Consider the following 25,352-nt stretch of genomic DNA (forward strand, 5'->3'; position numbering starts at 1 on the left):
ACCCTAGTATCCCGGCGTGCCCGATCCCGCGGAAGACCACCCCTCGACACCTGTCTCGTCCCCCTACCTGGGGCCGCACGTCGTCGGCCAGCGTGTCGTCGTCCGCCGTCGGCTCCGCGGCGAGACCGGCCCGAGCGGCGCCGAGGCGACCACCGACCTCCTCGGCACCTGCCTGGCGTGGGACGCCGACAGCCTGCTCGTGGCGCCGGACGCCGGCGGCGACAACGTCCGCATCGCCCTCGCCGACGTCGTCTCCGGCAAGCCCGTCCCGCCGCGGGCCTCGGTGCTGGCGCGGGTGAGCGCGCGGGAGGCCGAGCGGCACTGCCTGGCGATGTTCGGGCACGTCGAGACCGAGCCGCTCGGCGAGTGGGTCCTGCGCAGCGACCCCGCCCCCGTGGGGCGGCCGCTGAAGCGGGCCAACTCGGCGCTGGCCATGGGCTCCCCGGGCGTGGGCCTGGACGAGGCGGCGGACCGTGTCGCCGCCTGGTACGCCGAGCGCGAGCGACCGGCGCTGGTGCAGGTCGAGCGGGGCTCGGAGGTCGAGGACGCCCTGCGCGCCGCCGGCTGGGAGGTCGTCGAGGGCGGGGACGCCGAGTTCCGGGCCGCGTCCCTCTCCCAGGTGCGCCGCGCGCGGCGCGGGCTCGGCGGCGACCGTGCCGTGCTCACGCCGTCCGCCCTCCTCGAGCCGAGCCCGGGGCGGGGCGGTGTGGCCCGCGCCGAGGCGGTCGTCGCGGACGCCGGGGGCCGGCTCGGCGAGGGCCGCGCCGTGCTCGCGGAGGACTGGCTGGGCCTGCACGGCCTCAAGGTCCGGGTCGAGCACCGCCGCCAGGGCCTGGGCGGCGACGTCCTGGACGCCCTCCTGGAGTGGGGGGCCGAGCGGGGCGCGCGGTTCGTGTGGCTGCACGTCGAGAGCGACAACGACCCCGCGCGTGCGCTGTACGAGCGGTGCGGCCTCGAGGTCCACCACGGGACGCGGTACCTGCGGCGGCCGGACGCCGCTGGGCCAGCCCGGGGCTAGCGCGAGCCCGCGTACCGCAGCCGCCGGAACCAGCGCTCGCTGAGCACGACGATCTGCGGCCACCATCGCCGCTGCACCAGGAGCACGGCGGTACCGGCCACGATCATGCCGGCGAGGTTGGTGCCGAGCTGCTCCAGCGAGCCGAGCATCTCGGAGGTCTCCCAGAACGCGGCGCTCAGCGCGAGATTGCCGGCGGCGGGGACGGTGGTGACGCTGATGAAGACGCCGACCATGGTGGACGTCTTCTCGATGGCCAGCGCCAGCACGCCGGCCGCGCCCGCCACGAGCGCGACGACGAGCGACCAACCGTCCGGGTGCCAGATGAAGTTCGTGTTCGGGTGCGAGCGGGTCACGTCCGCGACCGTGAGGAGGCCGGCCCAGCGGGCGAGCAGGGCCATCGCCGTCACGAGGACCACCGAGGCCGCGAACGAGATGACCAGCAGCTCCAGGCCCTGCGCCACCAGCCGCCAGCGGCGCAGCACGACCGCGGCGCAGACGGCGGCGACGGCGGCGAACTCCGGCCCCACCACCATGGCGCCGACCACCAGCACCGCGGAGTCGGTGACGACCGCGACGGCCGCCAGCACCACGGCCAGCAGCAGGAAGACGTGGTAGTTCACGGTCGGCACGACGCCCGACTCGGCGGCTGACTCCACCGAGTCCCAGAGCACCGCGTCCTCCGGGTGGCCGGGCGCGGCCTCCTCCATCTGCTCGGCGCGACGCGACGGGGTCGAGATCGGCTCGAGGAGCAGGATGCTGCCCTCGTCGTTCACGCCCAGGCGGTCGAGCTCCTCCAGGACCTCGCTGCTCTTCTCCCGGGCCAGGTCGCACTCGACAAGGTCACCGGTCGGCGACCGGACCACCCCGCGCAGCACCACGAGGTCCGAGACCCACTCGTGGCACTCGAGGGCCTCGACGACCGCGTCGGTGAGGTCGGGCGGGACGCAGGCCCGCAGGTGCAGCAGGACCGTCACGCGTCGTCGTCCGAACCCGAGCCGCAGACCACGGAGTCCTCCGGCGTGTAGACGGTGTGGAACGTCTCGGTGCGCTTGAGCTCCTCCTGGCCCGGCCGGCGGAAGTAGCGGTAGACGTCGATGGTGAAGCCCGAGTTGCCCGTGTAGGCGTAGCAGTTCGCGGTGTTGAGCGTGCGGGTCGTGGGCGCGGTGTAGTCGTAGCGCGAGGACTCCGAGGTGGTGATGTCCCACGTCTTCGTCGAGTACATCGTCACCGTCACCGAGCCGGACGAGGAGACCGTGCTGGGCGTGATCGAGGCCCGGATCCACACGCCGTGCTTGGTGTCGTTGCGGAACCGCAGGTCGAGCGAGCCCCAGGCCACCGTGGCCTCCCGGCCGACCGGGTAGCGGTCGATGTAGAACGAGTGCGGCTTGTGCTCCACGTCCTCCAGGCCCGCGAAGAACATCGCGTTGAACAGGGTGGTGGCCATCTGCGAGACACCGCCGCCGAGGTCCTGCACCAGGACGCCGTTGGAGATGATGAAGCCGTCGGTGAACCCGTTCTCCACGGTCCGCTCCCCCACGGTGTCGTTCATCGAGAACGTCTCGCCGGGCATCAGCAGCGTGCCGTCGACGAGCTCCGCGGCGCGGCCGATGTTGGTGTTGCGGTAGTCGGCGTGCGGCCAGTAGGTGGTGAAGGTCGAGACCTCCTCCACCACGCCCAGGGCCTTCGCGTCGGCCGTGGTGAGCTCCGGCTGCGCCACCTTGGCCCGCACCTTGGCGGTGCGGTCGGTGTCGCTGCTGACGGCGGCGAGGAACGCGTTGCGCACGTGCAGCGGGCGGTACTCGACCCCCGGCTTGGCCGGGACGACCTGCGGGTCGCCGTTCTTGTCCAGTCGGAAGGTCGCGTCCACCGGCTCGTCGGCGTCACCCGTCGCGTCGTCGACGAGGGCCACGAGGACGGGGCGGCGCACCGCCCCGACGAGCTCGCCGTCGTCCGCGACCATCCGCACCGCCGTGGTGATCTCGTCGACGGAGAGCTCCACCGGGTTCCCGCCGAAGGTGAGGGTGACCGGCGCGGAGGTGGCCGTGGCCGCGAAGCCGGCCATGGCCTCGGCGACGTCGTCGTCGGTGATGTCGGGCTCCACCTCGGTGACGGGCAGGGTCACCGCGTCCTCGGCGAGGTAGGCGGCGGAGAGCGCGTCGGCCGCGGCCGCGGTGTCCAGGCCCTGGCCGTTCGTGGCCGCCACCGCGACCGCCTGACCGTCCCGGAAGCGGACGGCGCCGTCGACCGCCGGCTGGGCGACCTCGTCGGCGAGGTCCGCCAGCGTGGCGGTCATGTCGGCCTCGTCCAGGGTGACGACGGCGTCGGTGTCCGAGCCGCCCGTGTACCAGGCCCAGACGCGGCGCGGGTCGAACGAGCGTCCGCCGCCGGCCTGCGCGACCGAGGCGTCGTAGTCGATGCCGAGGCCGAGCTCGGCCGGGACGTAGACCTCGGTCGTGTCCCCGACCGTCACCTCGATCGGCGCCTGCGCGGAGTCGGACATCCCGGACTGCAGCGCGGCCACCGCGGCGTCGGGCACCAGCCCGCCGACGTCGATGCCCTCGATGCTGGCGCCGCGTGGCAGCCGGTCGCCGGCCGCCAGGGCGGCGACGGCGTACCCGCCGCCCAGCAGCACCACCAGTCCCGCGACCGTCAGCAGCATGACCTTCCAGCCGGGGCCGCTGCCGGCCTTGTCGGCGGGCTCGCCTGGTTCGGCGGGCTCAGCGGCCTCGGTGGGCTCCACCGGGTCCAGGGACTCCGTCGCCTCGGCGGGCTCGGCGGCCTCGGCGGCCTCGGCGGCCTCGGCGGCCTCGGCGGCCTCGGTGGGCTCTGCGGGCTCGGTGGGCTCGGTGGGCTCTGCGGGCTCGGCGCCGTTCTCGGCGTCAGGGCTCTTCGTCACGCGGGGAGTTTACGTAAGGGACGCCCCGGCGGTCCCGTCGTCCACTCCACCGGGCGCCGAGTCGTCCGACCCGGGCGCCGAGCGGGACCCGCGCGACGGGGACGGCAGCGTGGCCACCGCCAGCAGGATCGCCAGCAGGGCCTGGCCGTAGAGGGCCAGGCCGTGGGCGTCGGCGCTGACCAGGAAGCCGCCGTCGGCCTGCTGGCGACTGCCCAGCCACACGACGAGCACGAACCCGACCGTGTGCACGAACCGGGTGGACAGTCCTCGGGGCAGGGCGAGCTGGGTGAGCACGAGGGCGGCCGTCGAGAGGCCGAACATCCACCACTCGCGGTGCACCAGGACGGCGCAGGCGCCCGTCAGCCCGCCGAGGAGCAGCAGCGCGGGCACGCACAGGACGCCCAGCAGCGTCCTCGCCGAGCCTGGCAGGGCAGGCACCGTCAGGCCCGGGCCGAGCCCTGGGCGGCGTCCAGCGCCTCGATGTCCAGCCCGGCGAACAGGTCGGTCTCGAGACCGTGCTCGCCGACCGGGCCCCGGCTGCCCTTGGCGAGGCGGTAGAACTCCTCGGCCCACACGCGGTCACCCAGGTTGTTGGAGAGCGCGAAGAACGGCCCGTCCACCTGGATCTGCGTGGGGTAGGCGCGCATCGCGTCGAGCTTGGCCGCGACGTGCCCGGAGCCGTCGACCACGGCCGCGAGGTGCTCGTCGGCGACGACGATCGGAGGCAGCGGGCCGTCCGGGTCGCCGCCGAAGAACTCGACCTCCTCGCCGGCGTCGCGCAGCTGCCGCATGCCCTCGCGCATCCGGGACTCGCTCATCGCGTTCCAGTAGTGCTTGGGGATGTCCCAGGCCGCGCCGAGCTCGGGCTTGTAGGAGGGCACCGCGGCCAGCGCGGCGCCGTAGGTGGCGACGCGGTGGGCCTGGACGTGGTCGGGGTGGCCGTAGCCCCCGAACTGGTCGTAGGTGACGAGGACGTGGGGGCGGACCTCGCGGATGATCCGCACGAGCTCGTCAGCGGCCGTGGTGAGGTCGGCCTGCCAGAACGCGTTCTCGTGGATGTCGTCGGCCGGGATGGCGTAGCCGTCGGCGTGCCACTTCATGCCGGAGTCGCGGAAGCGCCCGAACCCGCCGAGCCAGCGGTGGTCGGTCACGCCCAGGGCGGCCATCGCGTCGGCGATCTCGCCGCGGCGGTGCTCGCCGAGCTTGTCCTCGCGGTCGGCGGCGAGGTGCTCGAGCTCGGGCACGAGGATCTCGCCCATCTCGCCGGCCGTGCAGGTGACCATCGTGACCTGGCGGCCCTCGGCGACGTAGCGCGCCATGGTGGCGCCGTTGCCGATCGTCTCGTCGTCCGGGTGGGCGTGGACGAGGAGGAGGCGGTGCTGGGAGAGGTCTGCCGTCATGCGGATCGATCCTAGGAATCGTGGGTGTACGCGGAGGGGTCCTGCTGGGCGTCGGGCCGCTTGATCCTGCGCGGGGCGGTGGGGAGCTCGGGCGGCGCCTGAGGGGCCCAACCCGGACGCGTGGCCGCCTGTTCCCCGGCCGGGCCGCCGGTCGGGCCGCCGGCCGGACCGCCCGTCTCCTGACCGCCCTGGTCGAGCCAGCCGTCGTGCTCGTCGAGCAGGAGCTCGACCACGAAGGCGGGGGCGTCGGTGAGCACGGCCCAGGGGTGGTCCTCGTCGTCGTCCTCGCCGGCCAGGCGCTCGCGCACCAGCACGGCGTCGAAGCCGTCCTCGGACAGCCGGCGGCGCACCGCGAGGGCGTCGTCCTCCTCGAAGAGGACGGCGCGGCGCAGGTCGGCGGCGGCGCGGGCGAGATGGTGGCGCAGCTCGGGGAGGAAGGGCCGGTCGGGCTCGAGCCAGTCGACGTCGTCGAGCTCCTCGGCCGCCAGCCAGACGAGTCTGTCGTGGCCGCCGGGCTCCTCGGACGGCTCGGGCTCGCCGTCGACCAGCCGCACCAGCGCGGCGCGCAGGTCGAGCGCCGGACCGGCGTCCGTGGCCTCCCGGACCCGCGAGCTCCCCGTCAGCCAGCCGACCACCTCGACGTCGCAGCCCAGCTCCTCGCGGATCTCGCGCTCCAGCGCGTCCGCGGGCGGCTCGCCCGGCTCCACCTTGCCGCCCGGGAGCTCCCAGCGGCCGGCGGCCTCCGGCGGACTCGTGCGCCGCGCCGCCAGCACCCGCGCGCCCCGGACGAGCGCGGCCCCGACCACGAGGCGGGCGGGGGTCTGCTCGGTCACGGGGACAACGGTAGGGGCCCACTCGGCAGTGGGGCCCGGCCGGGCTCAACTACCGAGTGCGGGGACCCACCAGAGGTCCACTCAGTAGACGGGCCCAGCCGGGCTCAACTACCGAGCGCCACGACCCACCCACGCCCCGCTCGGTAGACGGGCCCAGCCGGGCTCAACTACCGAGTCCGGGGACCCACCAGAGGACCGCTCGGTAGACGGGCCCGACCGGGCCCGACTGCCGAGTGCCCGGAAGGGGTAGGACGGTCCCATGACCACCGACCCCGCCACGCCGGGCATCACCCTGGACGCCGCCGTGGCCGCCGTCCCGCTCACCCGCCGTCTGCGCCGCACCCTCGCGCCCGGCCTGTCGGTACGGGCCGCGTGGACGTGGGAGGCCGACGACCGACGCGACCCCGCCTGGTGGCCGCAGGGCGTCGCCGCGCTGCCCTCGGGGCGGGTCCTCGTCTCCTGGTACCGCAAGGGCGGCGGGGTGCGGGTGAGCGTCGCCGACCCCGCGGCGGGGCGCTACGCCCACGTCACCGTCGTGGACGCCGACGGCGCACCGCTCGGGCTGCACGCGGGCGGGCTCGCGGTCACCGGGCCCTGGCTCCACGTCGCCGGGACGAAGGCCGGCTTCGCCTCCCTCCACGCCGACGACCTCCACGCCGACGACCTCCACGCAGACAGCCCTCACGCTGACAGCGGCCCCGATCTCACCTGGCAGGTCCGCCGCACCTCGGGGCCCATCACCGACGCCGACGGCTCCGTCCTCCGTGTCTCGTTCCTCGAGGCCACCGCCGACGGCGTGGTCCTCGGCGAGTACGCCCGGGGCGCCGACTCCCGCCGCCTGGCGCGGGTCGTCCTGGACGACGGGGCGACCACCGGCCCCGCGCGCGTGCTCACCGCCGGCCCCGCCGGCATGCAGGGCGCCGCGCTGGCCGAGGACGGCGCCTGCGCGGTCTCCACCTCCCACGGCCCCTGGGTCCCCGGGACGCTGTGGCTCGGCAGGGTCGGCAGGGTCGGCACGGCGGGCACGGCGCCGGCCTCGGCGCTGAGGCCCCGCCGCTGGGCGCTCCCCATGGGCCCGGAGGACCTCACCCGGGACGCCGCGGGCCGGCTGTGGTGCGTCACCGAGCACCCGCACCGCCGCTGGCTGGTGCGGGTCGCCGGCTGAGCCCGCACCAGCCCAAGACCCGACCCGCCGACAGGCCGCCTCAGCCGCGCGGCACCAGCGCCAGCTGCCGAGCCTGCGCGACGAGGTGACCGGCGGAGTCCCACACCTCGCAGTCCTCCTCGAACATCCCGCCGGCGAGGTTGCGGGTGGCCTGGGTGAGCAGCAGCCACCCCGGCGCCGGCCGCCGACGCACGTGCGCGGTGAGCGAGAGGGTGGGCGCCCAGCCGGGCATCCCGAGGTCGAAGGTGACGGGCGGCAGGACGTCGAGGGCGGTGAGCAGCGAGAGGGCGTCGGGCTCGCGTCCGTCCGCGAACCGCACCCACGCCGAGAGCCTGCCCTGACCGGACGGGGCGCCGACCGCGAACCCGGCGCAGGCCGGGTCGAAGCGCATCTCCAGCTGGGACATCATCGGCGCCATCGCGAGCACCTCGGGCGGGGTCTGCTCGGGGCCGATGCAGCGCTCGGGCGCGGGCAGGCTCGGCGGCTCCGCGGTGAGTCGCTCCGCGGGTGCCGCCGCGGCGGCCGCGGCGAGGTCGCCGTAGGTGCCGATCGCGGCGATGCGGGTCGTCCCGCCCTGGGTCAGCCGCGCGCTGACCGTGGCGAGTCGACCGGCCCGCTCGACGTCCACCTCGACCTCCGCCGGGCCGCCCTCCCCCGCGGAGAGGTAGTGGGCGGTGAGCGTCACCGGGTCGGGGTGGGCCGGCAGGTGGGCGCGCAGCGCGGCCCCGACCACCCCGAGCTGGAACCCGCCGTTGACCCCGCCGCCCACGCGCCAGTCGTCGGTCAGGGAGGCCGAGTAGCGGCCGCTCGCCGCGCCCGCGGCCGTCCCCTCCAGCGGCGTGACGGCGGTCTGGGCATCGAAGACGTGGCTCACGTACTGGACAGTAACTTCTTCGTGGCGAGGTTCACCAGCACGTCCAGCCCCCGCACGCGGCGAGGGAGCCGCCCCACCGGCCGGGCGTGTCCGTAGGCTGAGCGGCCATGGAGACGCTGCAGCCGGGCACGGGCCCGACGCGGGGCACGTACCTGCCCTCGACGCCGGACCACGTCCTGTGGGGCCGCCTGCCCTGCGAGACCGACGAGCCCGTGCTGCGGGTCGACCCGGGCACCGAGGTCACCCTCGACACGATCAGCCACGAGGGCATCCTCGAGGACCAGGGCCGCGACCCGCGCGCCTTCTTCACCGCCCACGGCGGCGAGGACCTCGACGTCCTGGACGACGCGGTCGCGCTCGCCGCCTCCGACCACCCCCGCACCTTCGGGGTCGACGGCCCGCACGTGGTGAGCCGCCCGGTGGCCGTCACCGGCGCCCGGCCGGGCGACCTGCTGGCCGTCACCGTCGTCGAGACGCTCCCCCGCGTGCCCTACGGGGTGATCTCCAACCGGCACGGTCGCGGGGCCCTGCCCGGGGAGTACCCGCTGAGCGGCGAGGTCTACAGCGCCTTCGCCCACCTCACCGACGACGAGCAGCACGCCGCGCTCCCGCTGGTGCCGGGCGGCGACCCGGTCGTCCGGTTCCCGCTCGCCCCCTTCCCCGGCATCCTCGGCGTCGCCGTCACCGGCCCCGAGCGGCCGCACTCGGTGCCGCCCGGCGCGCACGGGGGCAACATCGACATCAAGCTCCTCACGGCGGGCGCCACGCTGTACCTGCCCGTCCAGGTCGCCGACGCGCTGTTCTACGCGGGCGACCCGCACTTCGCGCAGGGCGACGGCGAGGTCAGCCTCACGGCGCTCGAGGCGTCCCTGCGGCTCACCGTGAGGCTCGACGTCGTGCCGGCCGAGGAGGCCGTCGCGCGGTTCGGCGAGGTGGTCGGCCCGCTGGCCGAGACCACCGACCTGCTCATCCCCACCGGCATGGACCCCGACCTCGACCTGGCCCTCCAGGCGTGCGTGCGGCAGGCCATCTCGCTGCTGGGTGCCCGCTACGGCATGGACCCGAGCCTGGCCTACGCCTACCTCTCGGCGGCCACCGACTTCGAGATCTCCCAGGTGGTCGACCTCGTGAAGGGCTGCCACGCCTCCATCCGCAAGGCCGACTTCGCCGGGGTGACCCGATGAACGGCAGCGGGGTCGGCACGGGCACGCCCCTGCCCGTCCCGCCCGGCCTCGTCGACGCCTTCTGGGCCTACGAGCGGGCGCTCATGAGCAACGACCTCGAGGCCCTCGACCGGCTCTTCGCCCCCGGCGAGGCCACCCTGCGCGGGGACGCCGAGGGCCTGCTCGTCGGCCACGACCAGATCGGCGCGTTCCGCTCCGGTCGCGGGGGCGCGCCGCAGCGCCGGATCGTGCAGACCCACGTCCAGGTCACCGACTCCCACCACGCGCTCGTCGTCGCCGTCACCGAGCTGGCCCGGGGCGGACGCGGCCAGCAGACCCAGCTCTGGGCCCTCACGCCCGACGGCTGGAAGGTGACCGCCGCCCACGTCTCGGTCCCCGCCCCCGCCCTGGACACCCGCACCTGGCGGGTCGTCGGCGACCCCCTGGTGCCGGGCAGCCGCGCCGGCGGCCCGCTGGCCGGAGAGACCGTCGCCGTCAAGGACCTCTACGCCGTGGCCGGCCAGGTCGTCGGCGCCGGCAACCCCGCCTGGGAGTCCGCCGCGGCCGTCGAGCGCCGCGACGCCGAGGCGGTCGAGCGGCTGGTGGAGGCCGGCGCCGCCCTCAAGGGCATCACGCGCACGGACGAGTTCGCCTACTCCCTCGCCGGCACCAACCACCACTACGGCACCCCGCCGAACCCGCGCGCCCCGCGACGCGTGCCGGGCGGCTCCAGCTCCGGCTCCGCCACCGCCGTCGCGCTCGGCCAGGCCACCATCGGCCTGGGCACCGACACGGGCGGCTCGATCCGCGTCCCGTCGTCCTACCAGGGCCTCGCGGGCATCCGCACCTCCCACGGCGCCGTCTCGGTGCGCGGCCTGCTGCCGCTGGCGCCGAGCTTCGACACCGTCGGCTGGATGACGCGGGACGCCGGCCTCCTGCGCCGCGTCGGCGAGGTGCTGCTCCCCCAGGACACCGCCACCGGCTCCACCGAGCTCGTCGTCGTCCCGGGCCTGCTCAACCTCGCCGACCCGGACGTCCGGGCCGCGATCGAGGGCTGGCTGAGCGACGTCGGCCTCGTGGTCCGCGAGGGCTGGCCGCTGGGGCAGCTCGGCGCGTGGCTGCGGGCGTTCCAGACCTGGCAGGGCTGGGAGGCGTGGGGCGTCCACGGCCACTGGCTGGCCGAGCGGATGGACACTCTCGGCCCCGACGTCCGCGGCCGGTTCGAGAACGCCGCGGCGATCACGAAGGCGAGCGCGGACGCCGCCTACGACACGGTCCAGGAGGCCCGCGGCCGCATCCGGGACCTGGTCGGCGAGCGCATCCTCGTGCTGCCGTCGTCGTCCTCCACGGCGCCCCGGCCCGGCGCCGGGCTCCAGGCCGTCCGGGACGCCACGATGCGGCTCACCTGCGTGGCCGGGATCGGCGGGCTGCCCGCCGTCTCGCTGCCGCTCACGACGCGCTCGGGCACGCCCTGCGGGGTCTGCCTGGTCGCCGCGCCCGGCCGCGACCGCCAGCTGCTGGAGCTCGCGGAGTCGCTCTCCGACTGAGCCCCGCCGGAACCGGCGACGGGGCCGGGGACGGCCCGCACGACCGTAACGCGGGTGAAACAGGTGTTTCGGACGCCGTAACGCCGGGACCGTAGGGTCACGACTCCCGGCGCGCTCCCCACGCCGGGGCAGACCTGGACCCCCGAGCAGAACGTGGTGCCCGTTGCTCCTGCACGACCTCAACGCCCTGAGCGACGACGACGCCCGCGCGCTGCTGGCCCCCTGCGTGAAGATCGACTCCTGGGCCGAGGCGCTCGCCGCCGGGCGGCCCTGGCCGGACCTCCACGCCCTGCTCACGGCGGCACGGGCGCAGGCGGCGTCCTGGAGCGACGCCGAGGTCGAGGCCGCGCTGGCCGACCACCCGCGCATCGGCGAGCGCCACGCCGGCTCAGGCGCGAGCGCCGCGATGAGCCGCAGCGAGCAGGCCGGCGTCAGCCAGGACGACGAGACCGCGGCCCGGCTCGCCGACGGGAACAGGCGTTACGAGGAGCGCTTCGACCGCATCTACCTCGTCCGCGCCGCCGGCCGCAGCGCCGAGGAGATGCTGGCGCTGCTCGAGGAGCGCCTGGGCCACGACGACGCCACCGAGCGCGCCGTGGTCAAGCAGCAGCTCGGGGAGATCGCCGTCCTGCGGCTGGCCGCCCTGGTGACCGACGACGTGGAAGGGTGACGCGCGTGCCCACCCTCTCCACCCACGTCCTGGACGCCGCCCTGGGCCGCCCGGCCCCCGGCCTGGCCGTCACCCTGACCGGCCCCGACGGCGCCGAGGTCGCCACCGCCACCACCGACGACGACGGCCGGTTCCGCTTCGCCGACCCGGTCGGCCTCGGCGTCCACGAGCTGCGCTTCGCCACCGGCGCGTGGTTCGCCGCCCAGGACCGCGACACGTTCTTCCCCCACGTCGCGCTGGCCTTCGAGGTCACCGACGCCCAGCCGCACTTCCACGTGGCGCTGCTGCTGAGCCCGTTCGCCTACACGACCTACCGCGGCAGCTGAGCCCGGCGGACCAGGAGAGACCGATGACCCCCGACGCCGTCCGCGCCCGCCGCGTCCTCACGCCCGAGGGCGTCCGCCCCGCCACGCTGCTGCTCGCCGGCGGCACGATCACCGGCGTGGAGCCGCTGGACCACGCCCTGCCCGGCGACGCCGAGGTGCTGCACGTGGCCGACACCGCGGTCGTGCTGCCGGGCGTGGTCGACACCCACGTCCACGTCAACGAGCCCGGCCGCACCGAGTGGGAGGGCTTCGCCACCGCCACCCGGGCCGCGGCGCTCGGCGGCGTCACCACGCTGGTCGACATGCCGCTCAACTCGATCCCGCCCACGACGACCGTCGAGCACCTGCGCGCCAAGCAGGCCGCGGCGGCGGGCAAGCTCGCGATGGACGTCGGCTTCTGGGGCGGCGCGGTGCCGGGCAACGTCCCCGACCTCCTGCCGCTGTGGGAGGCGGGCGTCTTCGGCTTCAAGTGCTTCCTCGCGCCCTCGGGCGTCGACGAGTTCCCGCCGCTGGACCCGGCGCAGTTCACGAAGGCGCTGGCCGAGATCGCCTCGTTCGACGGGCTGATGATCGTCCACGCCGAGGACGCCGGCGTCCTCGAGGCGTCCCCGGCGCCGCCGAGCCGCGCCTACTCCGACTTCCTGCTCTCCCGGCCGGACGAGGCCGAGACCGCCGCCATCCGCCAGGTGGTCGAGGGCGCACGCGAGACCGGCGGCCGCGTCCACGTCCTGCACCTCTCCAGCGCCCGCGCGATCGACCTGCTCGCCGACGCCCGCGCCGAGGGCCTGCGGGTGACGGTCGAGACCTGCCCGCACTACCTCACCTTCGCCGCCGAGGGCATCCCGGACGCCTCCCCGCAGTTCAAGTGCTGCCCGCCCATCCGCGACGAGGGCAACCGCGACGCGCTCTGGCAGGCGCTGGGCGAGGGGATCATCGACCTCGTCGTCTCCGACCACTCCCCTGCGACCGCCGAGGTGAAGCTCGCCGGGGACGGCGACCTCCAGCTGGCCTGGGGCGGCATCGCCGGGCTCCAGGTCGGCTTCACCGCGGTGGCCGCCGAGGCGCGGCGCCGCGGGATCGGGCTGGAGAAGGTCTCGGCGTGGATGTCGCGCAACACCGCCGACCTCGCGGGCCTGGGCGCCAAGGGCCGGATCGCCGTGGGCGCGGACGCCGACCTGGCGGTCTACGACGAGGCGACCCCGCTCGCGGTGAGCGCCGCGGGCCTGGCGCACCGCAACCCCATCTCGGCCTACGACGGGCTCACGCTGCCGGGCAGCGTCACCGCCACAGTGCTCGCCGGGCGGGTGCTCGACCCGGCCGACCCGGGCACCGCGGGGCGGATGCTCGTCCGTCCGTGACCGGGCTCGCGTTTCAGCGAGCCATCCGAAACAGGCGCGTGAACCTGCGTGACCTGGCAGAAACATTCGTTTCATAGGGTGTGCCCATGACCGTGGCACCACCTCTCGCTCCCCCGCCCCGGCTGCTCATGGGCCCCGGGCCCATCACCGCGGACCCCCGGGTGCTGCGCGCCATGTCGGCCCAGCTCGTCGGCCAGTACGACCCGTGGATGACCGCCACGATGACCGAGACCATGGGTCTGTACCGCCAGGTGTTCCGCACCGACAACGAGCAGACGTTCCTGGTCGACGGCACCTCCCGCGCCGGCATCGAGGCCGCTCTGGTGAGCCTCCTCGAGCCGGGCGACCGCGTGCTCGTCCCCGTCTTCGGCCGCTTCGGCCACCTCCTGGTGGAGATCGCCGAGCGCTGCCGGGCCGAGGTCCACACCGTCGAGGTCCCGTGGGGCGAGGTCGTGCCCGCCGAGCTCGTCGAGGAGGCCGTGGTCCGGGTCCGGCCGAAGCTGGTCGCCGTCGTCCAGGGCGACACCTCCACCACCATGTGCCAGCCGCTCGCCGAAATCGGCGAGGTGTGCCGCCGCCACGACACGCTCCTCTACGTCGACGCCACCGCCAGCCTCGGCGGCAACCCCTTCGAGACCGACGCCTGGGGCATCGACGTCGCCACCGCCGGGCTGCAGAAGTGCCTGGGCGGCCCGTCGGGCAGCGCGCCCATCACGATCTCGGACGCCGCCGCGGCCCTGATCGCCTCCCGCAAGCGCGTCGAGGCCGGCATCCGCGAGGCCGGGGACGACGACGCCGAGGCCGGCCGCACCACCGCCACGATCGCCTCGAACTACCTCGACCTCGCCCAGGTCATGGACTACTGGGGCCCCCGCCGGCTCAACCACCACACCGAGGCCACCACCATGCTCTACGGCGCCCGCGAGTGCGCGCGGCTGCTGGTCGAGGAGGGCCTGGACGCCGCCGTCGAGCGGCACCGGCTGCACGGCGAGGCGATGCTCGCCGGCGTCCGCGGGCTCGGCCTGTCGGTCTTCGGGGACGTCGCCCACAAGATGCACAACGTGGTGGCCGTCGAGATCCCCGACGGGATCGACGGCGACGCCGCCCGCGGCGCGATGCTCACCGACTTCGGCATCGAGATCGGCACCTCCTTCGGGCCGCTGCACGGCCGGGTCTGGCGGATCGGGACGATGGGCTGGAACGCCCGCACCGACGCCGTCCTCACCACCCTCGCGTGCCTCGAGCAGGTCCTGCGCGCCGGCGGGGCGAGCGTCGTCCCCGGCGCCGGCGTGGCCGCCGCGCGGGAGGTGTACGCGGGATGAGCACCGACCCCACGACCGCCGCCGGCGTCCTCGCCCGCTGCGACGAGCTGGACCGCCACTCCTCGCTCCCCGACGCGCTGGAGCGGGTCTACCTCTCCCCCCAGCACCGCAGCGCCAACGAGCTGGCCGCGGGCTGGATGGAGGCGGCAGGCCTGCGCACCTGGGTGGACGCGGCGGGCAACCTCAACGGCCGCCTCGAGGGCCGCGAGCCCGGCCTGCCCGCCCTCGTGCTCGGCAGCCACCTCGACACCGTCACCGACGCCGGCTCCTACGACGGGATGCTCGGCGTCGTCATGGCGATCGCGGTCGCGCAGCGGCTCACCGCCGACGGCCGCGCGAGCGAGCTGCCGTTCGCCCTCGAGCTCGTCGGCTTCTCGGACGAGGAGGGCACCCGGTTCGGCAAGGCCCTGCTCGGCAGCCAGGCGTGGTCGCGCACCTGGGACCCGGACTGGTGGGACCTGCGCGACGCCAACGGCGTCTCGCTGCACCAGGCCTTCCTCGACTTCGGCCTCGACCCCCGACGGGTCGGCGACGCCGGCCGCGACCCGGCGACCCTCGTCGGCTACCTCGAGGCCCACATCGAGCAGGGCCCGCACCTGGAGGCGGCCGACGCCAGCCTCGGGTACGTCACCACCATCGCCGGCGCGCGCCGGTTCCACCTCGTCGTCCACGGCGAGGCCCGGCACGCCGGCGGTACCCCCTACGAGCGCCGCAAGGACGCGCTGGTCGGCGCGTCCGAGATCGTCACCGCGATCGAGCGCCGGGCCCGCGTGAGCACCTGCATCGCCACGGTGGGCCGGCTCTCGGTGCACCCGGGCGGCGTCAACGTCATCCCCGGCCGCGTCGACCTGTCGCTGGACCTGCGGGCCGCCACCGACCCCGAGCGCGACGAGATGTGGGAGCTCATGCTCGCCGAGGCCCAGGAGCTGTGCGCCGAGCGCGGCCTGCGCCTGGAGGTCGCCGAGACCCACAGCGCCCCGGCCGTCCCGTGCGCGGGCTGGCTCACCGACGCGGTGGTCGCCGGCATCGCCACCACCGGCGACACCGAGCCCATGGGCCTGTGGAGCCGCGCCGGGCACGACGCCATGGCCGTCGCCAACGTGACCGAGGTCGGGATGCTCTTCCTCCGCTGCTTCGACGGCATCAGCCACCACCCGGGCGAGCAGGTGCGCGAGGTGGACGTCGCGGCGGGGCTCGACGCGTTCGAGGCGGCCGTCCTCGAGGTCGCCCGGGACTACGCGGAGCGGACCGAGCGCACCGAGCGGACCGAGCGGGCGGAGGCCGGATGAGCACCCTGGACGACCTCACCGGCGAGCCCCTGACGGGCCCGATCGACCACCGCATCCAGGCCTGTCTGCCGCGGCTCTCGCCGCAGGAGCGCCGGGCCGCGTCCACCCTGCTCACCCACCTCGACGACCTGGCCACCTACCGGGCCGCCGAGCTGGCCGACCTCGCGGGCGTCTCCAAGGCGACGATGAGCCGGCTGTTCCGCAGCCTCGGCTTCACCGACTTCGACGAGGTCCGCGAGCACCTGCGCGGGCTGCGCGCCTCGGCCGGCGAGCCGCGGCGCAGCGAGGGCAGCGCCGACCTGGGCGCCCACCTCGAGCGGGAGGCGGAGGCGCTGCGCCGCGCCGTGGAGTCCCCCGCGCTGCCCGAGGCCGCGCGGCTGGTGGCCGCCGCCCGGCGCGTCATGGTCGTCGGCTGGCGCAACTCCCACCCGGTCGCGCTGCACCTGCGCCAGCAGCTGGCCCACGCCCGCGGCGACGTGCGGCTCGCGCCCCTGCCCGGCCAGGTGCTGGGCGAGGAGCTGGCCGACCTCGGCCCCGGCGACGTCCTCGTGCTCGTCGGGTTCCGCCGCCGGCCCGCCGCCTTCGCCTCCGTGCTGCGCGAGGGCGCCGCCACCGGGGCGGACGTCGTGCTCGTGGCCGACCCCTCGGCCGTCGACCACGCCGCGGTGGCCCGCGTGTGGCTGGAGTGCCCGCTCTCCAGCGTCCTCGCCTTCGACTCCTACGCCCCGGCGATGAGCATGGTGAGCGTCCTCGCCGACGCCGTGCTCACGCTCCTGGGCCCCGACGCGCAGGAGCGCGTCACCTCCATCAGCCACACCTACGACCGGCTCGGCGAGACCGAGCAGGGCACCCTCTAGAGGACGACCCCGTCATGGACCTCGGCACCGTCACCACCTTCCGGCGCGCCACGGAGCGCGCCGACCTCGCGCTGGCCGACGGGGAGACGTTCCTCGCCGGCGGCACCTGGCTCTACTCCGAGCAGCAGCCGGACGTGACCGGGGTCGTCGACCTCACCGCCCTGGGCTGGACGGACCTCGAGCCGCTGCCGGGCGGCGGGCTGCGGATCGCCGCGACCTGCCCCATCGCCCGGGTGCGGGCGCTGCCCGGCCAGGTGTGGGCCGAGGCCACCGACGGGCTGCTCATGTCGTTCAAGATCCAGCAGGTCGCCACCGTCGGCGGGAACGTCTGCATGGCCCTGCCGGCCGGGGCCATGACCGGGCTGCTCTCCGCGCTCGGCGCCGAGGCCGTGGTCTGGGGTCCGGACGGCGGGGAGCGGCGCGAGCCCGTCTCCTCGCTCGTGCGCGGTGTCCTCACCACCTCGCTGGCCCGTGGCGAGGTCGTCCGGGCCTTCGACGTCCCCGCCTCCTCGCTGGCCGGCCCGGCCGCCGAGGTCGCGCTGCCCGGCGGCGGGACGCTCACGACGCGCACGCCGCTCGGCGCGGTCCGGCACGCCTCGCTGGCCGCCCGCGGGCGCTCCGGCGTGCTCGTCGTGGCGGTGCGCACCGCGACCGGCACCCGGGTGAGCATCACCGGCGCCACGCCGGCCCCCGTCGTCCTGGAGGACGGCGAGGAGCCCGCCGACGTCGTCACCGCCTGGCACGACGACGCCCACGGCGCGCCCGACTGGCGCGAGGCCGTGGCCACCCGGTTCGTCGCGCAGGTGCGCGCGGAGGTCGCGGCGGGCCCCCAGGCCGCGAGCACGTCCGGAGAGGAGCCGCAGGCGTGAGGTTCGAGCTCAACGGGACGCCGGTCGAGGCCGAGCCCCGCCCCGGCCAGTGCCTGCGCACCCTCCTGCGCGAGCAGGGCGCGGTGGACGTGAAGAAGGGCTGCGACGCCGGCGACTGCGGCGCCTGCACCGTGCTCGTCGACGGCCAGGCGCGGCACTCCTGCCTCGTGCCCGCCCCGCGGGCCGAGGGCACCGCGGTCACCACGCTGGCGGGCCTGAGCGGCCCCGACGGCGGGCTCCACCCCGCGCAGCAGGCCTTCGCCGAGGCGCAGGGCTTCCAGTGCGGCTTCTGCACCGCGGGGTTCGTCGTCACCACGGCCGCCGCCACCGCCGAGGGCCCGGTGCCGGACGCCGACGTCGACCGCGTCTTCAAGGGCAACCTGTGCCGCTGCACCGGCTACCGGTCGATCCGCGACGCCATCGGCGGCGTGCGCAACGCCGGCTCCGGCGACGAGGTCGGCGCCGGGGTGGGCGCCTGCGTGCCGCCGCCCGCGGCGCAGCGGGTCGTCACCGGCGCGGAGCGGTACACGATGGACGTCGAGCCCGCCGAGCAGGCGGCGACGCTGCACCTCGCGGTGGTCACCAGCCCCCACCCGCACGCGCGGGTCACCCGGATCGAGACGACCGCCGCGGCGGCGCTGCCCGGGGTCCGGCTCGTGCTCACACACGCCGACGCGCCCGACGTCCTCTTCTCCACCGGACGCCACGACAACCGCCTCGACGACCCCGACGACACCCGCGTGCTCGACGACGTGGTGCGGTTCGTGGGCCAGCGGGTCGCCGCCGTCGTGGCCGACGACCTGGCGACCGCCGAGGCCGCGTGCCGGCTCGTCGAGGTCGAGTACGAGCCGCTGCCCGCCGTCCTGGACCCCGAGGAGGCCCGCACCCCCGGGGCGCCGCTCGTGCACGGCGACAAGGACGCCGAGGTCAGCCGGATCAGCGAGCCCGACCGCAACGTCGTCGCGCAGCTGCACAGCGAGGTCGGGGACGTCGAGGCGGGCCTCGCGGCCGCCGCGCACCGCGTGGCGGGGCGCTGGCAGACCGCCCGGGTCGACCACACCGCCCTGGAGACCCACGGCGCCCGCGGCTGGCTCGACGCCCCCCTGGCCGACGGCGGTCGCCTCCAGCTGCGCACCTCCACCCAGGTGCCGTTCCTCGTCCGCGACGAGCTCGCCCACGTCCTCGGGCTGGCGCAGTCGCAGGTGCGGGTGCGCACCGCCCGGGTCGGCGGCGGCTTCGGCGGCAAGCAGGAGATGCTCGTCGAGGACCTCGTGGGCCTGGCGGTGCTGCGGCTGGCCGAGCAGGGCACCTACGCCCCCGTGCAGTGGGAGCTCACCCGCGAGCAGCAGTTCGCCCACACGCCGGTGCGGCACCCCATGCGGGTGGCCGTCGAGCTGGGCGCGGACGCCAACGGGGTGCTCACCGCCATGGCCGTCGACGTCCTCTCCGACACCGGCGCCTACGGCAACCACGGCCCCGGCGTCATGTTCCACGCCACGCACGAGTCGGTGGCCCTCTACCGCTGCGCGAGCAAGCGGGTCGACGCGGAGGCGGTCTACACCCACCAGGTGCCCTCGGGCGCGTTCCGCGGCTACGGGCTCGGCCAGGTCATCTTCGCCATCGAGTGCGCCCTCGACGAGCTGGCCCGCGAGGTCGGCCTCGACCCCTTCGAGCTGCGCCGGCGCAACGTCGTGCGCCCCGGCGACGACTTCGTGGTGACCGGCCCCTCCAGCGGCGACCTCGTGCACGGCACCGACGGCCTGCCGCAGTGCCTCGACCTCGTCCAGGACGCGCTGGCCGCCCCCGGCGAGGGCGGGCCCGGCGACGTCCCGGACGACCCGCACGCCCCCGCCGAGGAGTGGGCGGTCGGCGAGGGCATGGCCGCCTCGATGATCGCCACCATCCCCCCGCGCGGGCACCACGCGGACGCCGCGGTGGAGCTCCACGACGACGGCACCGTGCTCGTGCGGGTCGGCACCGCCGAGTTCGGCAACGGCACCGCCACCGTGCACACCCAGCTCGTGGTGGAGGGGCTGCGCGACGTCCTGCCGCTGGCGCCCTCCCAGGTCCGGCTGCACGCCGGCGACACCGACGCCGTCGGGCACGACACCGGCGCGTACGGCTCGACCGGCTCGGTCGTGGCCGGTGCGGCCGTGCTGCGGGCCGCGCGGGCCCTGGCGGCCCGGCTCGCGGCCGGCGAGAGCGCCGCGCCCGGCGTCCCGCTGACGGCGCGCGCCTCCGACCACGGCGCGGTCCGCTCGGCCGCCTACAACGTCCACGGCGTGCGGGTCGCCGTGCACCGCCCGACGGGCCAGGTGCGCGTCCTCCGCTCCGTGCACGCCGCGGACGCCGGGACCGTGCTCAACCCCGAGCAGCTGCGCGGGCAGGTCGAGGGCGGGGTGGCGCAGGGCTTCGGCTCGGCGCTGCTGGAGGAGGTCCGGGTCGAGGACGGCGTGGCCACCACCCGCACCTTCCGCAACTACCGCGTCCCGCAGCTCGCCGACGTGCCCCGCACCCAGGTGCTGTTCGCCGACACCTACGACTCGATCGGCCCGCTGGGCGCGAAGTCGATGTCGGAGGCGCCCTACAACCCCGTCGCGCCCGCGGTCGCCAACGCCGTCCGGGACGCCCTGGGCACCCGCCCGTACGCCCTGCCGATGAGCCGCGACCGTGTGTGGCGGCTCGCCCGGCAGGCGACGCAGGAACAAGCCCAGGACCAGCCCCAGGAGACCCCGTGACCCTCGCGCACCCCGACCACCCGTTCCTGCGGACGGCGGTCGACCTCGCGGTGGCCAACGTGGCCGACGGCGGCGGCCCCTTCGGCGCGCTGATCGTGCGCGACGGCGAGGTGGTGGCCACCGGTCAGAACCGCGTGACCCGCGACCTCGACCCCACCGCCCACGCCGAGGTGACGGCGATCCGCCGCGCCTGCACCGTGCTGGACGACTTCTCCCTGGCCGGGTGCACCCTCTACACCTCGTGCGAGCCGTGCCCGCTGTGCCTGGCCGCGGCCCTGTGGGCGCGGGTCGACCGGGTCGTCTACGCGGCCGACCGCGACGACGCCGCGCGCGGCGGCTTCGACGACCGGGCCTTCTACGAGCTCTTCGCCTCCGACCGCGCGACCTGGCCGACCCCGGTGGACCTCGTGGGCGTCGCCGAGTCCTTCGACCCCTTCCACGCCTGGCTGTCCAAGGACGACCGGACGCACTACTGAGCCGAGGCGATCAGGGCTGACGGGTCAGCGCCGCAGCTCGCCCGCCAGCTGCCGGGCGAGCTCGACGGAGGCCTCGATCTCCGCGCGGCGGATCGAGACGCTCTCCACGTTGACGCCGAACGGCACCCCCAGGTGCCGGCAGAAGGCGATGAGCTCGCGGGCCGCGCCCAGCGCGTGCTGGTAGGACGCCTCGAGGGTGTCGAGGGCGTGGCGCAGGTCGTTGCGGATCCACTGCGGCACGTCGACGCCGAGCCAGCCGAGGAACTCCAGCGTGCGCAGCGAGCCGCACACGGAGAAGGTGAAGACCAGCGGCACCGGCTCGACGCCCCGCTCGAGGCAGGCGTAGTGGTAGTCGGAGACGAGGTTCTTGGCCGCGTTGACGTCGTAGACGACCTGGGTGACGAAGAAGGAGCAGCCGGCCTCCTGCTTGGCCAGGAGCCGCTCGTGCTCGGTGCCGCGGCGCGTGTGCCGCTCGGCGATCGCCACGCCGCCCAGCAGCAGGTCCGGGCGGGTCTGCGCGCGCAGCTCCTGGGCACGTGCCAGGGAGGTCGCCGTCCGCTTGTCCTTCGAGGAGGCGCCGACGAAGACGGTGAGGACGTCCTCGGCGTCCTGCGCCCCGAGCCAGGTGCGCAGGTCGTCCTCCTCGTACTTGCCGACGGCGCGGTAGACGACGACCGGCAGGTCCCACCCGGCCAGGTGCCGGCTGCTGAACTGCGCGGGGTCCATCGTCGGCAGGAACGGGAACGGGCGCTCCGCAGGGTTGCGGTCGCTCTCGTCGTCGATGTCGTAGAGCACCAGGCCGTCGAGGTCGAGCGGGGAGAGCCGCTCGCGGGTGAGGTCGGCGATCTCCTGGGCGCGCTCGGGGTCGGTGGTGGTGCGGGGCGGGGTGAGGGCGAAGAGGAGCAGCTCCCCCTCGCGCTGGGCCACGCGGCTCGCCAGGGTCATGTCGGCGCCCTCCTCAGGCGGTGACGGGCTCGCCGGCGGCGCGCCGGCCGTCCGCGTGCAGGTGCCCGACGACGGTGACCAGGGCGATGAGGACGCCGGCCAGCAGCAGCCCCGCGCCCGTGTGCCAGCGCAGCAGCGCGGCCCCGACGGAGGCGCCCGCGAGGATCGCGACGACGGCCCAGAGGCGACGACCGGAGCCGCCGCCGGAGGCCTTGGCCTTGCCCGAGCCCAGCAGCGAGTCGGCCGCGAGACCGGTGATGGTGGAGGTGACGACGACCGTGGTGACGTCCTTGACCGCGATGAACCGGGCGGTGGCCGCCTGGAGCCCCATCGCCAGGCCGAGCACGGTGGTGACCGGGAGGCCGACGGACGGGTCGGGCGCCTCCCCCACCACGAGCAGGACGACGGCCAGCCCGATGCACAGCACGGCGACCGTCCCGAAGAGCACGCCGGTGACGCGCGACCACGGCTCGCCGGCCCGCTTGAGCACCCGCCCGCCGAGCGCCGCGCCGCCCATGAAGCCGAGCAGCGCCAGGACCGGGCCGACCACGGGCAGGTCGTCGGCGCCGGTGAGCGCCATGCCGAGGACGACCACGTTGCCCGTCATGTTGCCCGTGAACACGCGGTCGAGGCCGAGGTAGCCGACGGCGTCGACGATGCCGGTGGTGAACGTGAGCACGAGCATGAGCACGAGGTGCATGGTCGCGGGCGGGACGGCGTGGAGACGGGTCACGGGGCCATCATTCCGGACCCCGTGCGGTCCGGGACCAACGGTCCACGACTGTGGAGCGCCCGTGAAGGGTTCTGGCGTTCCGCTGCGGTCTAGATACCCCCTCCCCTATGTTGTGGGCCAGGTCGACAGCCAGCCGACCGCACCAGGGGGGCGACGTCCGAGGACTCGCCAGGAGCGACCGTGCCCCACCCCCGCGCCCGCACGACCCCTCACCGCCCCGCGCGGTCGGTGGTGCGGGGGCTCGCACGCCTGCTGACGGGCGCGCTCGCCCTCGCCGCCGTGTCCGGCCTCACCACGCCCCCGGGCCAGGCCACGGCAGCCACCGTGCAGACGTCGAGCGGCACCACCAGCAGCACGAGCAGCACCGCCCGCAGCACCGCCACCACCTACTACGTCTCCCCCGCCGGCGACGACACCGCCTCCGGCACCAGCCCCGGCACGGCCTGGGCCACGCTCGACCGCGCCTCCGCGGCCCTCGCCGACGGCGACCTCGGGCCCGGCGACGCCCTCGCGCTGCGTCGCGGGGGCTCCTGGACGGGCACGCTGGCGGTCACGGCGTCCGGCACGGCGTCCCGGCCCCTCGTGGTGCGCGCCTACGGCTCCGGTGCCCGGCCCGTCGTCCGCGACGGGGCGTGCGTGCAGGTCAGCGGCTCCCACGTCCGGGTGCAGGACCTCTCCGCCCGGGGCTGCGACTACGCCGGCTTCGGGCTCTCGGGCACCGACGTGACGCTGCTGCGGGTGCACGCCACCAAGAACGTCGCCGGCGTCTCCATCGGCGAGACCGCCACCGGCGCCTCGGTGCTGCGCTCCAGCCTCGTGCGCAACCAGCGCATGGCCCCCGACACCCCGGGGGCCGACGACGACTACGGCGCCTACGGCGTCGAGGTGCTGGGCGACGACGCGACCATCGCGTGGAACACCATCGCGGGCCAGGTCGCGCCCAGCGACGACTACGGCACCGACGGCTCGGCCGTGGAGGTCTACGGCGCCGTCGGGACCCGCATCCACCACAACATCGCGCGCGGCGACCTCACCTTCATCGAGCTCGGCAAGGCCGGGACGCGGGACACCGTGCTCGCCTACAACCTGGTCACCTCGAACCTGGAGAACGCGGGGTTCGTCATCACCCGTGGGGTGGGCGACGCGTTCGGGCCGGTGCGCGGGACGCTGGCGGTGCACAACACCGCCCGCCTCACCGGGACCGGCAGCCAGGCCTTCTGGTGCGGCGGCGTCTGCACCAAGCGGGTGCTGGCGCTGGAGGACAACGTCCTCGTCTCCCAGGCCCGGATCGGCTACGCCCTGGGCCTCGACGGGCTGGGCAGCCTCCTCGGCGGCGGTCGCAACCTGATGTGGGGCAGCGGCGTCGAGCACCTGCTCTCGCCCGGGGACGAGGTCGCCAACCCGCGCTTCGCGTCCCTGAGCAGCCTCGAGCCCAAGCGGAGCAGCCCGGCCGTCGACTCGGCCAGGCGGCTGCGCACCGCGGGGCTCCAGGGCGGGGTCGACGTCCACGGCCGCCGGGTCGGGCTGGACGGCGACGGGGACGGCACCGGGCGGGCCGACCGGGGCGCGGTCGAGCGGCGCGCGGCCCGCTGAGGTCGCGCCCGGATCACCGGGGCGTGGGTCAGAGACCCCCGCCCAGGGGGCGACCCGGGCTCGCGGCCAGCGAGCCCTCGAGGGACTTCTCGTCGAGCAGCTGCTGGATGCGGTCCACGAGCTCCTCGCGGGAGAACGGCTTGGCCAGGAAGTCGTCCACCCCGGCCACGTAGGCGGCCCGGATGTCCTTGCGGGTGGCCAGCGCCGTCAGCATGAGGAAGAGCGGCCGCTCCTCCGCCTGCAGCTCGGCACAGGCCGCGAGGACCTCGAGGCCGGTGAGCTTGGGCATCTGGTTGTCCAGCACCACGAGGTCGAGGCCGCCCTCGCGGATGGCCGTGAGGGCCGCCAGCCCGTCCTCGACGCTGACGACGTCGTGGCCTGCACGACCGACGACGAGCCGCAGGAGCAGGCAGAGATCGGGGTCGTCCTCCGCGATCAGGATCCGAGCCACGAGAACAACCTCCAGAGGGGGGACGACGACCGGAGGGAGCCGGCCGTTCAGGGGGGGGAGTCGCCGCGGTGTCAGGGGGACCTGCGCCGACCCCGCCATTCTCACCCCTACGAGCGGTTCCCGCAGGCCGTTCGGGTCCCAAGGCTGTGGGACCTTCGTCCCAGCCCTGTGCAGAGTTCGTGCAGACCGGCTCCCGATGTGCTCCGGGGCACGCTCAGCGCCCCAGCAGCCCTCGGGCGGCGGCGAGGGTGCGCCCGTCGCACCACCGCGGCACGGCCGCGGCGTAGGCGTCCCAGTCGGCGCCGAACCGCTCGGCCAGCGCCGCCTCCTCCCGACGCACCTGCCCCCGGTCGAGGGAGACCACGAAGGCCACGGCGGGCAGGAGCGCCCGCAGCGAGCGGCGGTGCACCGCGTGCGCGAGCAGGAGCCCGGCGAGGCCGACGTACATGGGGTTGCGGGTGAGCGCGTTGACGCCGTCCGTCACGAGGTGCTCGGCCGCCGAAGGGTCCTCGGGGTGCCAGGTGGTGCCCGCGCGGCGGAAGCCTGCGAGCGCGGCCCCGCCGAGCGCCAGCGAGGGCACCGCGACCGCCGCGGCGGCGACCGTGGTGGCAGGCTGCGGCGCCCCGAGCCTGCGCTGGGCGAGCAGGGCCTGGACGAGCTGGACGGCGGGCAGGCGCAGCAGGCCCGGGAGCTGGGTGATCCTCACCGGGCCATCCTGCCCGCCGTACCCCAGACGGCGGCGCCCCGTGGCCGGAAGTGCCAGGACGACCGTTCTCCCACCCTGAGGGGCGAGGGGCGTTCCAGACCGCTTCGCATCACCTGTCGCCTG

At 75.6% G+C, this 25,352-nt stretch carries 24 protein-coding genes; 14 read left to right on the top strand and 10 right to left on the bottom strand.

Going from position 1 to position 25,352, the window contains the following annotated elements; all coding sequences use genetic code 11:
- Positions 1 to 16 precede the first annotated feature (16 nt).
- On the top strand, positions 17 to 1,018 hold the full coding sequence (locus E8D37_RS10745) for a GNAT family N-acetyltransferase (protein ID WP_136569775.1): 1,002 nt from the start codon (positions 17 to 19) through the stop codon (positions 1,016 to 1,018).
- Here E8D37_RS10745 and E8D37_RS10750 read toward each other — a convergent pair.
- Genes E8D37_RS10750 through E8D37_RS10770 form a run of 5 tightly spaced genes read right to left on the bottom strand, consistent with a single transcriptional unit; the run spans position 1,015 to position 6,147 of the window.
- A complete protein-coding gene (locus tag E8D37_RS10750) occupies positions 1,015 to 1,992 on the bottom strand; it encodes a DUF389 domain-containing protein (protein WP_240770347.1) in 978 nt (325 codons plus the stop codon). The genes E8D37_RS10745 and E8D37_RS10750 overlap by 4 nt on opposite strands.
- Positions 1,989 to 3,914, bottom strand: coding sequence for a VanW family protein (locus tag E8D37_RS10755; RefSeq protein WP_136569776.1), 1,926 nt, complete (start codon positions 3,912 to 3,914; stop codon positions 1,989 to 1,991). The genes E8D37_RS10750 and E8D37_RS10755 overlap by 4 nt, the downstream gene beginning before the upstream one ends.
- Before the next feature lie 9 nt (positions 3,915 to 3,923).
- Complete coding sequence (locus E8D37_RS10760) at positions 3,924 to 4,352, bottom strand: hypothetical protein (protein WP_136569777.1); 429 nt, start codon at positions 4,350 to 4,352, stop codon at positions 3,924 to 3,926.
- A 2-nt stretch (positions 4,353 to 4,354) separates the two neighbouring features.
- Complete coding sequence (gene mshB, locus E8D37_RS10765) at positions 4,355 to 5,314, bottom strand: N-acetyl-1-D-myo-inositol-2-amino-2-deoxy-alpha-D-glucopyranoside deacetylase (protein ID WP_136569778.1); 960 nt, start codon at positions 5,312 to 5,314, stop codon at positions 4,355 to 4,357.
- Positions 5,315 to 5,325: 11 nt separating this feature from the next.
- Positions 5,326 to 6,147 (bottom strand): (deoxy)nucleoside triphosphate pyrophosphohydrolase, encoded by an 822-nt coding sequence (locus E8D37_RS10770; protein WP_168929717.1) that lies wholly within the window; start codon positions 6,145 to 6,147, stop codon positions 5,326 to 5,328.
- Between the two features lie 259 nt (positions 6,148 to 6,406).
- Here E8D37_RS10770 and E8D37_RS10775 point away from each other — a divergent pair, with 259 nt between their 5' ends.
- Positions 6,407 to 7,312 (top strand): hypothetical protein, encoded by a 906-nt coding sequence (locus E8D37_RS10775; RefSeq protein ID WP_136569779.1) that lies wholly within the window; start codon positions 6,407 to 6,409, stop codon positions 7,310 to 7,312.
- A 40-nt stretch (positions 7,313 to 7,352) separates the two neighbouring features.
- Here E8D37_RS10775 and E8D37_RS10780 read toward each other — a convergent pair whose 3' ends face one another.
- Entirely contained in the window at positions 7,353 to 8,186 is an 834-nt protein-coding gene (locus E8D37_RS10780; RefSeq protein WP_240770348.1) for a thioesterase family protein, read from the bottom strand.
- 107 nt (positions 8,187 to 8,293) lie between these two features.
- Here E8D37_RS10780 and E8D37_RS10785 point away from each other — a divergent pair, with 107 nt between their 5' ends.
- The 11 genes from E8D37_RS10785 to E8D37_RS10835 all read left to right on the top strand — a co-directional run bounded on the left by E8D37_RS10785 (position 8,294) and on the right by E8D37_RS10835 (position 20,801).
- Positions 8,294 to 9,370 (top strand): acetamidase/formamidase family protein, encoded by a 1,077-nt coding sequence (locus tag E8D37_RS10785; RefSeq protein WP_136569780.1) that lies wholly within the window; start codon positions 8,294 to 8,296, stop codon positions 9,368 to 9,370.
- Complete coding sequence (locus tag E8D37_RS10790) at positions 9,367 to 10,896, top strand: amidase (RefSeq protein ID WP_136569781.1); 1,530 nt, start codon at positions 9,367 to 9,369, stop codon at positions 10,894 to 10,896. Before E8D37_RS10785 ends, E8D37_RS10790 begins: the two co-directional genes overlap by 4 nt.
- A gap of 163 nt (positions 10,897 to 11,059) precedes the next feature.
- Positions 11,060 to 11,566, top strand: a complete 507-nt coding sequence (uraD, locus tag E8D37_RS10795) for a 2-oxo-4-hydroxy-4-carboxy-5-ureidoimidazoline decarboxylase (RefSeq protein WP_136569782.1) — start codon at positions 11,060 to 11,062, stop codon at positions 11,564 to 11,566.
- Positions 11,567 to 11,571: 5 nt separating this feature from the next.
- Entirely contained in the window at positions 11,572 to 11,892 is a 321-nt protein-coding gene (gene uraH / locus E8D37_RS10800) for a hydroxyisourate hydrolase (protein ID WP_136569783.1), read from the top strand.
- 23 nt (positions 11,893 to 11,915) lie between these two features.
- Positions 11,916 to 13,250, top strand: a complete 1,335-nt coding sequence (allB, locus tag E8D37_RS10805; RefSeq protein ID WP_136569784.1) for an allantoinase AllB — start codon at positions 11,916 to 11,918, stop codon at positions 13,248 to 13,250.
- 86 nt (positions 13,251 to 13,336) lie between these two features.
- Entirely contained in the window at positions 13,337 to 14,572 is a 1,236-nt protein-coding gene (locus E8D37_RS10810; protein ID WP_240770349.1) for an alanine--glyoxylate aminotransferase family protein, read from the top strand.
- Positions 14,569 to 15,861 (top strand): allantoate amidohydrolase, encoded by a 1,293-nt coding sequence (locus E8D37_RS10815; RefSeq protein ID WP_136569785.1) that lies wholly within the window; start codon positions 14,569 to 14,571, stop codon positions 15,859 to 15,861. The genes E8D37_RS10810 and E8D37_RS10815 overlap by 4 nt, the downstream gene beginning before the upstream one ends.
- Positions 15,858 to 16,718, top strand: coding sequence for a MurR/RpiR family transcriptional regulator (locus tag E8D37_RS10820; protein WP_136569786.1), 861 nt, complete (start codon positions 15,858 to 15,860; stop codon positions 16,716 to 16,718). Before E8D37_RS10815 ends, E8D37_RS10820 begins: the two co-directional genes overlap by 4 nt.
- Before the next feature lie 14 nt (positions 16,719 to 16,732).
- Complete coding sequence (locus E8D37_RS10825; RefSeq protein WP_136569787.1) at positions 16,733 to 17,587, top strand: FAD binding domain-containing protein; 855 nt, start codon at positions 16,733 to 16,735, stop codon at positions 17,585 to 17,587.
- Complete coding sequence (locus tag E8D37_RS10830; protein WP_136569788.1) at positions 17,584 to 20,325, top strand: molybdopterin-dependent oxidoreductase; 2,742 nt, start codon at positions 17,584 to 17,586, stop codon at positions 20,323 to 20,325. Before E8D37_RS10825 ends, E8D37_RS10830 begins: the two co-directional genes overlap by 4 nt.
- The gene (locus tag E8D37_RS10835; protein WP_136569789.1) at positions 20,322 to 20,801 is read left to right on the top strand and encodes a nucleoside deaminase; all 480 of its coding nucleotides are present in this window, start codon (positions 20,322 to 20,324) and stop codon (positions 20,799 to 20,801) included. The genes E8D37_RS10830 and E8D37_RS10835 overlap by 4 nt, the downstream gene beginning before the upstream one ends.
- A gap of 24 nt (positions 20,802 to 20,825) precedes the next feature.
- Here the strand turns inward: E8D37_RS10835 and E8D37_RS10840 are convergent, their stop codons facing one another.
- Positions 20,826 to 21,746 (bottom strand): methylenetetrahydrofolate reductase, encoded by a 921-nt coding sequence (locus E8D37_RS10840; protein WP_136569790.1) that lies wholly within the window; start codon positions 21,744 to 21,746, stop codon positions 20,826 to 20,828.
- A gap of 13 nt (positions 21,747 to 21,759) precedes the next feature.
- Positions 21,760 to 22,479: a YoaK family protein gene (locus E8D37_RS10845; protein WP_240770350.1), complete on the bottom strand. Its 720-nt coding sequence runs from the start codon at positions 22,477 to 22,479 to the stop codon at positions 21,760 to 21,762.
- A 180-nt stretch (positions 22,480 to 22,659) separates the two neighbouring features.
- Between E8D37_RS10845 and E8D37_RS10850 the strand changes: the two genes are divergently transcribed.
- Positions 22,660 to 24,072, top strand: coding sequence for a hypothetical protein (locus tag E8D37_RS10850; protein WP_136569791.1), 1,413 nt, complete (start codon positions 22,660 to 22,662; stop codon positions 24,070 to 24,072).
- Between the two features lie 28 nt (positions 24,073 to 24,100).
- On the opposite strand, the gene E8D37_RS10855 is transcribed toward E8D37_RS10850, so the two are convergent.
- Both E8D37_RS10855 and E8D37_RS10860 read right to left on the bottom strand, forming a co-directional pair.
- Positions 24,101 to 24,523, bottom strand: a complete 423-nt coding sequence (locus tag E8D37_RS10855; RefSeq protein WP_168929718.1) for a response regulator — start codon at positions 24,521 to 24,523, stop codon at positions 24,101 to 24,103.
- Positions 24,524 to 24,737: 214 nt separating this feature from the next.
- Positions 24,738 to 25,229: an isoprenylcysteine carboxylmethyltransferase family protein gene (locus E8D37_RS10860; RefSeq protein ID WP_240770351.1), complete on the bottom strand. Its 492-nt coding sequence runs from the start codon at positions 25,227 to 25,229 to the stop codon at positions 24,738 to 24,740.
- Positions 25,230 to 25,352: the final 123 nt, after the last annotated feature.

Origin of the sequence: Nocardioides sp. GY 10127, assembly GCF_004919085.1 — a bacterium.
Classification (GTDB): Bacteria; Actinomycetota; Actinomycetes; order Propionibacteriales; family Nocardioidaceae; genus Nocardioides.

Coding starts and splice junctions, on each gene's coding strand:
- mshB (WP_136569778.1), bottom strand. CDS start 5,314: ATGACGGCAGACCTCTCCCAGCACCGCCTCCTCCTCGTCCACGCCCAC.
- E8D37_RS10775 (WP_136569779.1), top strand. CDS start 6,407: ATGACCACCGACCCCGCCACGCCGGGCATCACCCTGGACGCCGCCGTG.
- E8D37_RS10785 (WP_136569780.1), top strand. CDS start 8,294: ATGGAGACGCTGCAGCCGGGCACGGGCCCGACGCGGGGCACGTACCTG.
- E8D37_RS10790 (WP_136569781.1), top strand. CDS start 9,367: ATGAACGGCAGCGGGGTCGGCACGGGCACGCCCCTGCCCGTCCCGCCC.
- allB (WP_136569784.1), top strand. CDS start 11,916: ATGACCCCCGACGCCGTCCGCGCCCGCCGCGTCCTCACGCCCGAGGGC.
- E8D37_RS10810 (WP_240770349.1), top strand. CDS start 13,337: ATGACCGTGGCACCACCTCTCGCTCCCCCGCCCCGGCTGCTCATGGGC.
- E8D37_RS10815 (WP_136569785.1), top strand. CDS start 14,569: ATGAGCACCGACCCCACGACCGCCGCCGGCGTCCTCGCCCGCTGCGAC.
- E8D37_RS10820 (WP_136569786.1), top strand. CDS start 15,858: ATGAGCACCCTGGACGACCTCACCGGCGAGCCCCTGACGGGCCCGATC.
- E8D37_RS10825 (WP_136569787.1), top strand. CDS start 16,733: ATGGACCTCGGCACCGTCACCACCTTCCGGCGCGCCACGGAGCGCGCC.
- E8D37_RS10840 (WP_136569790.1), bottom strand. CDS start 21,746: ATGACCCTGGCGAGCCGCGTGGCCCAGCGCGAGGGGGAGCTGCTCCTC.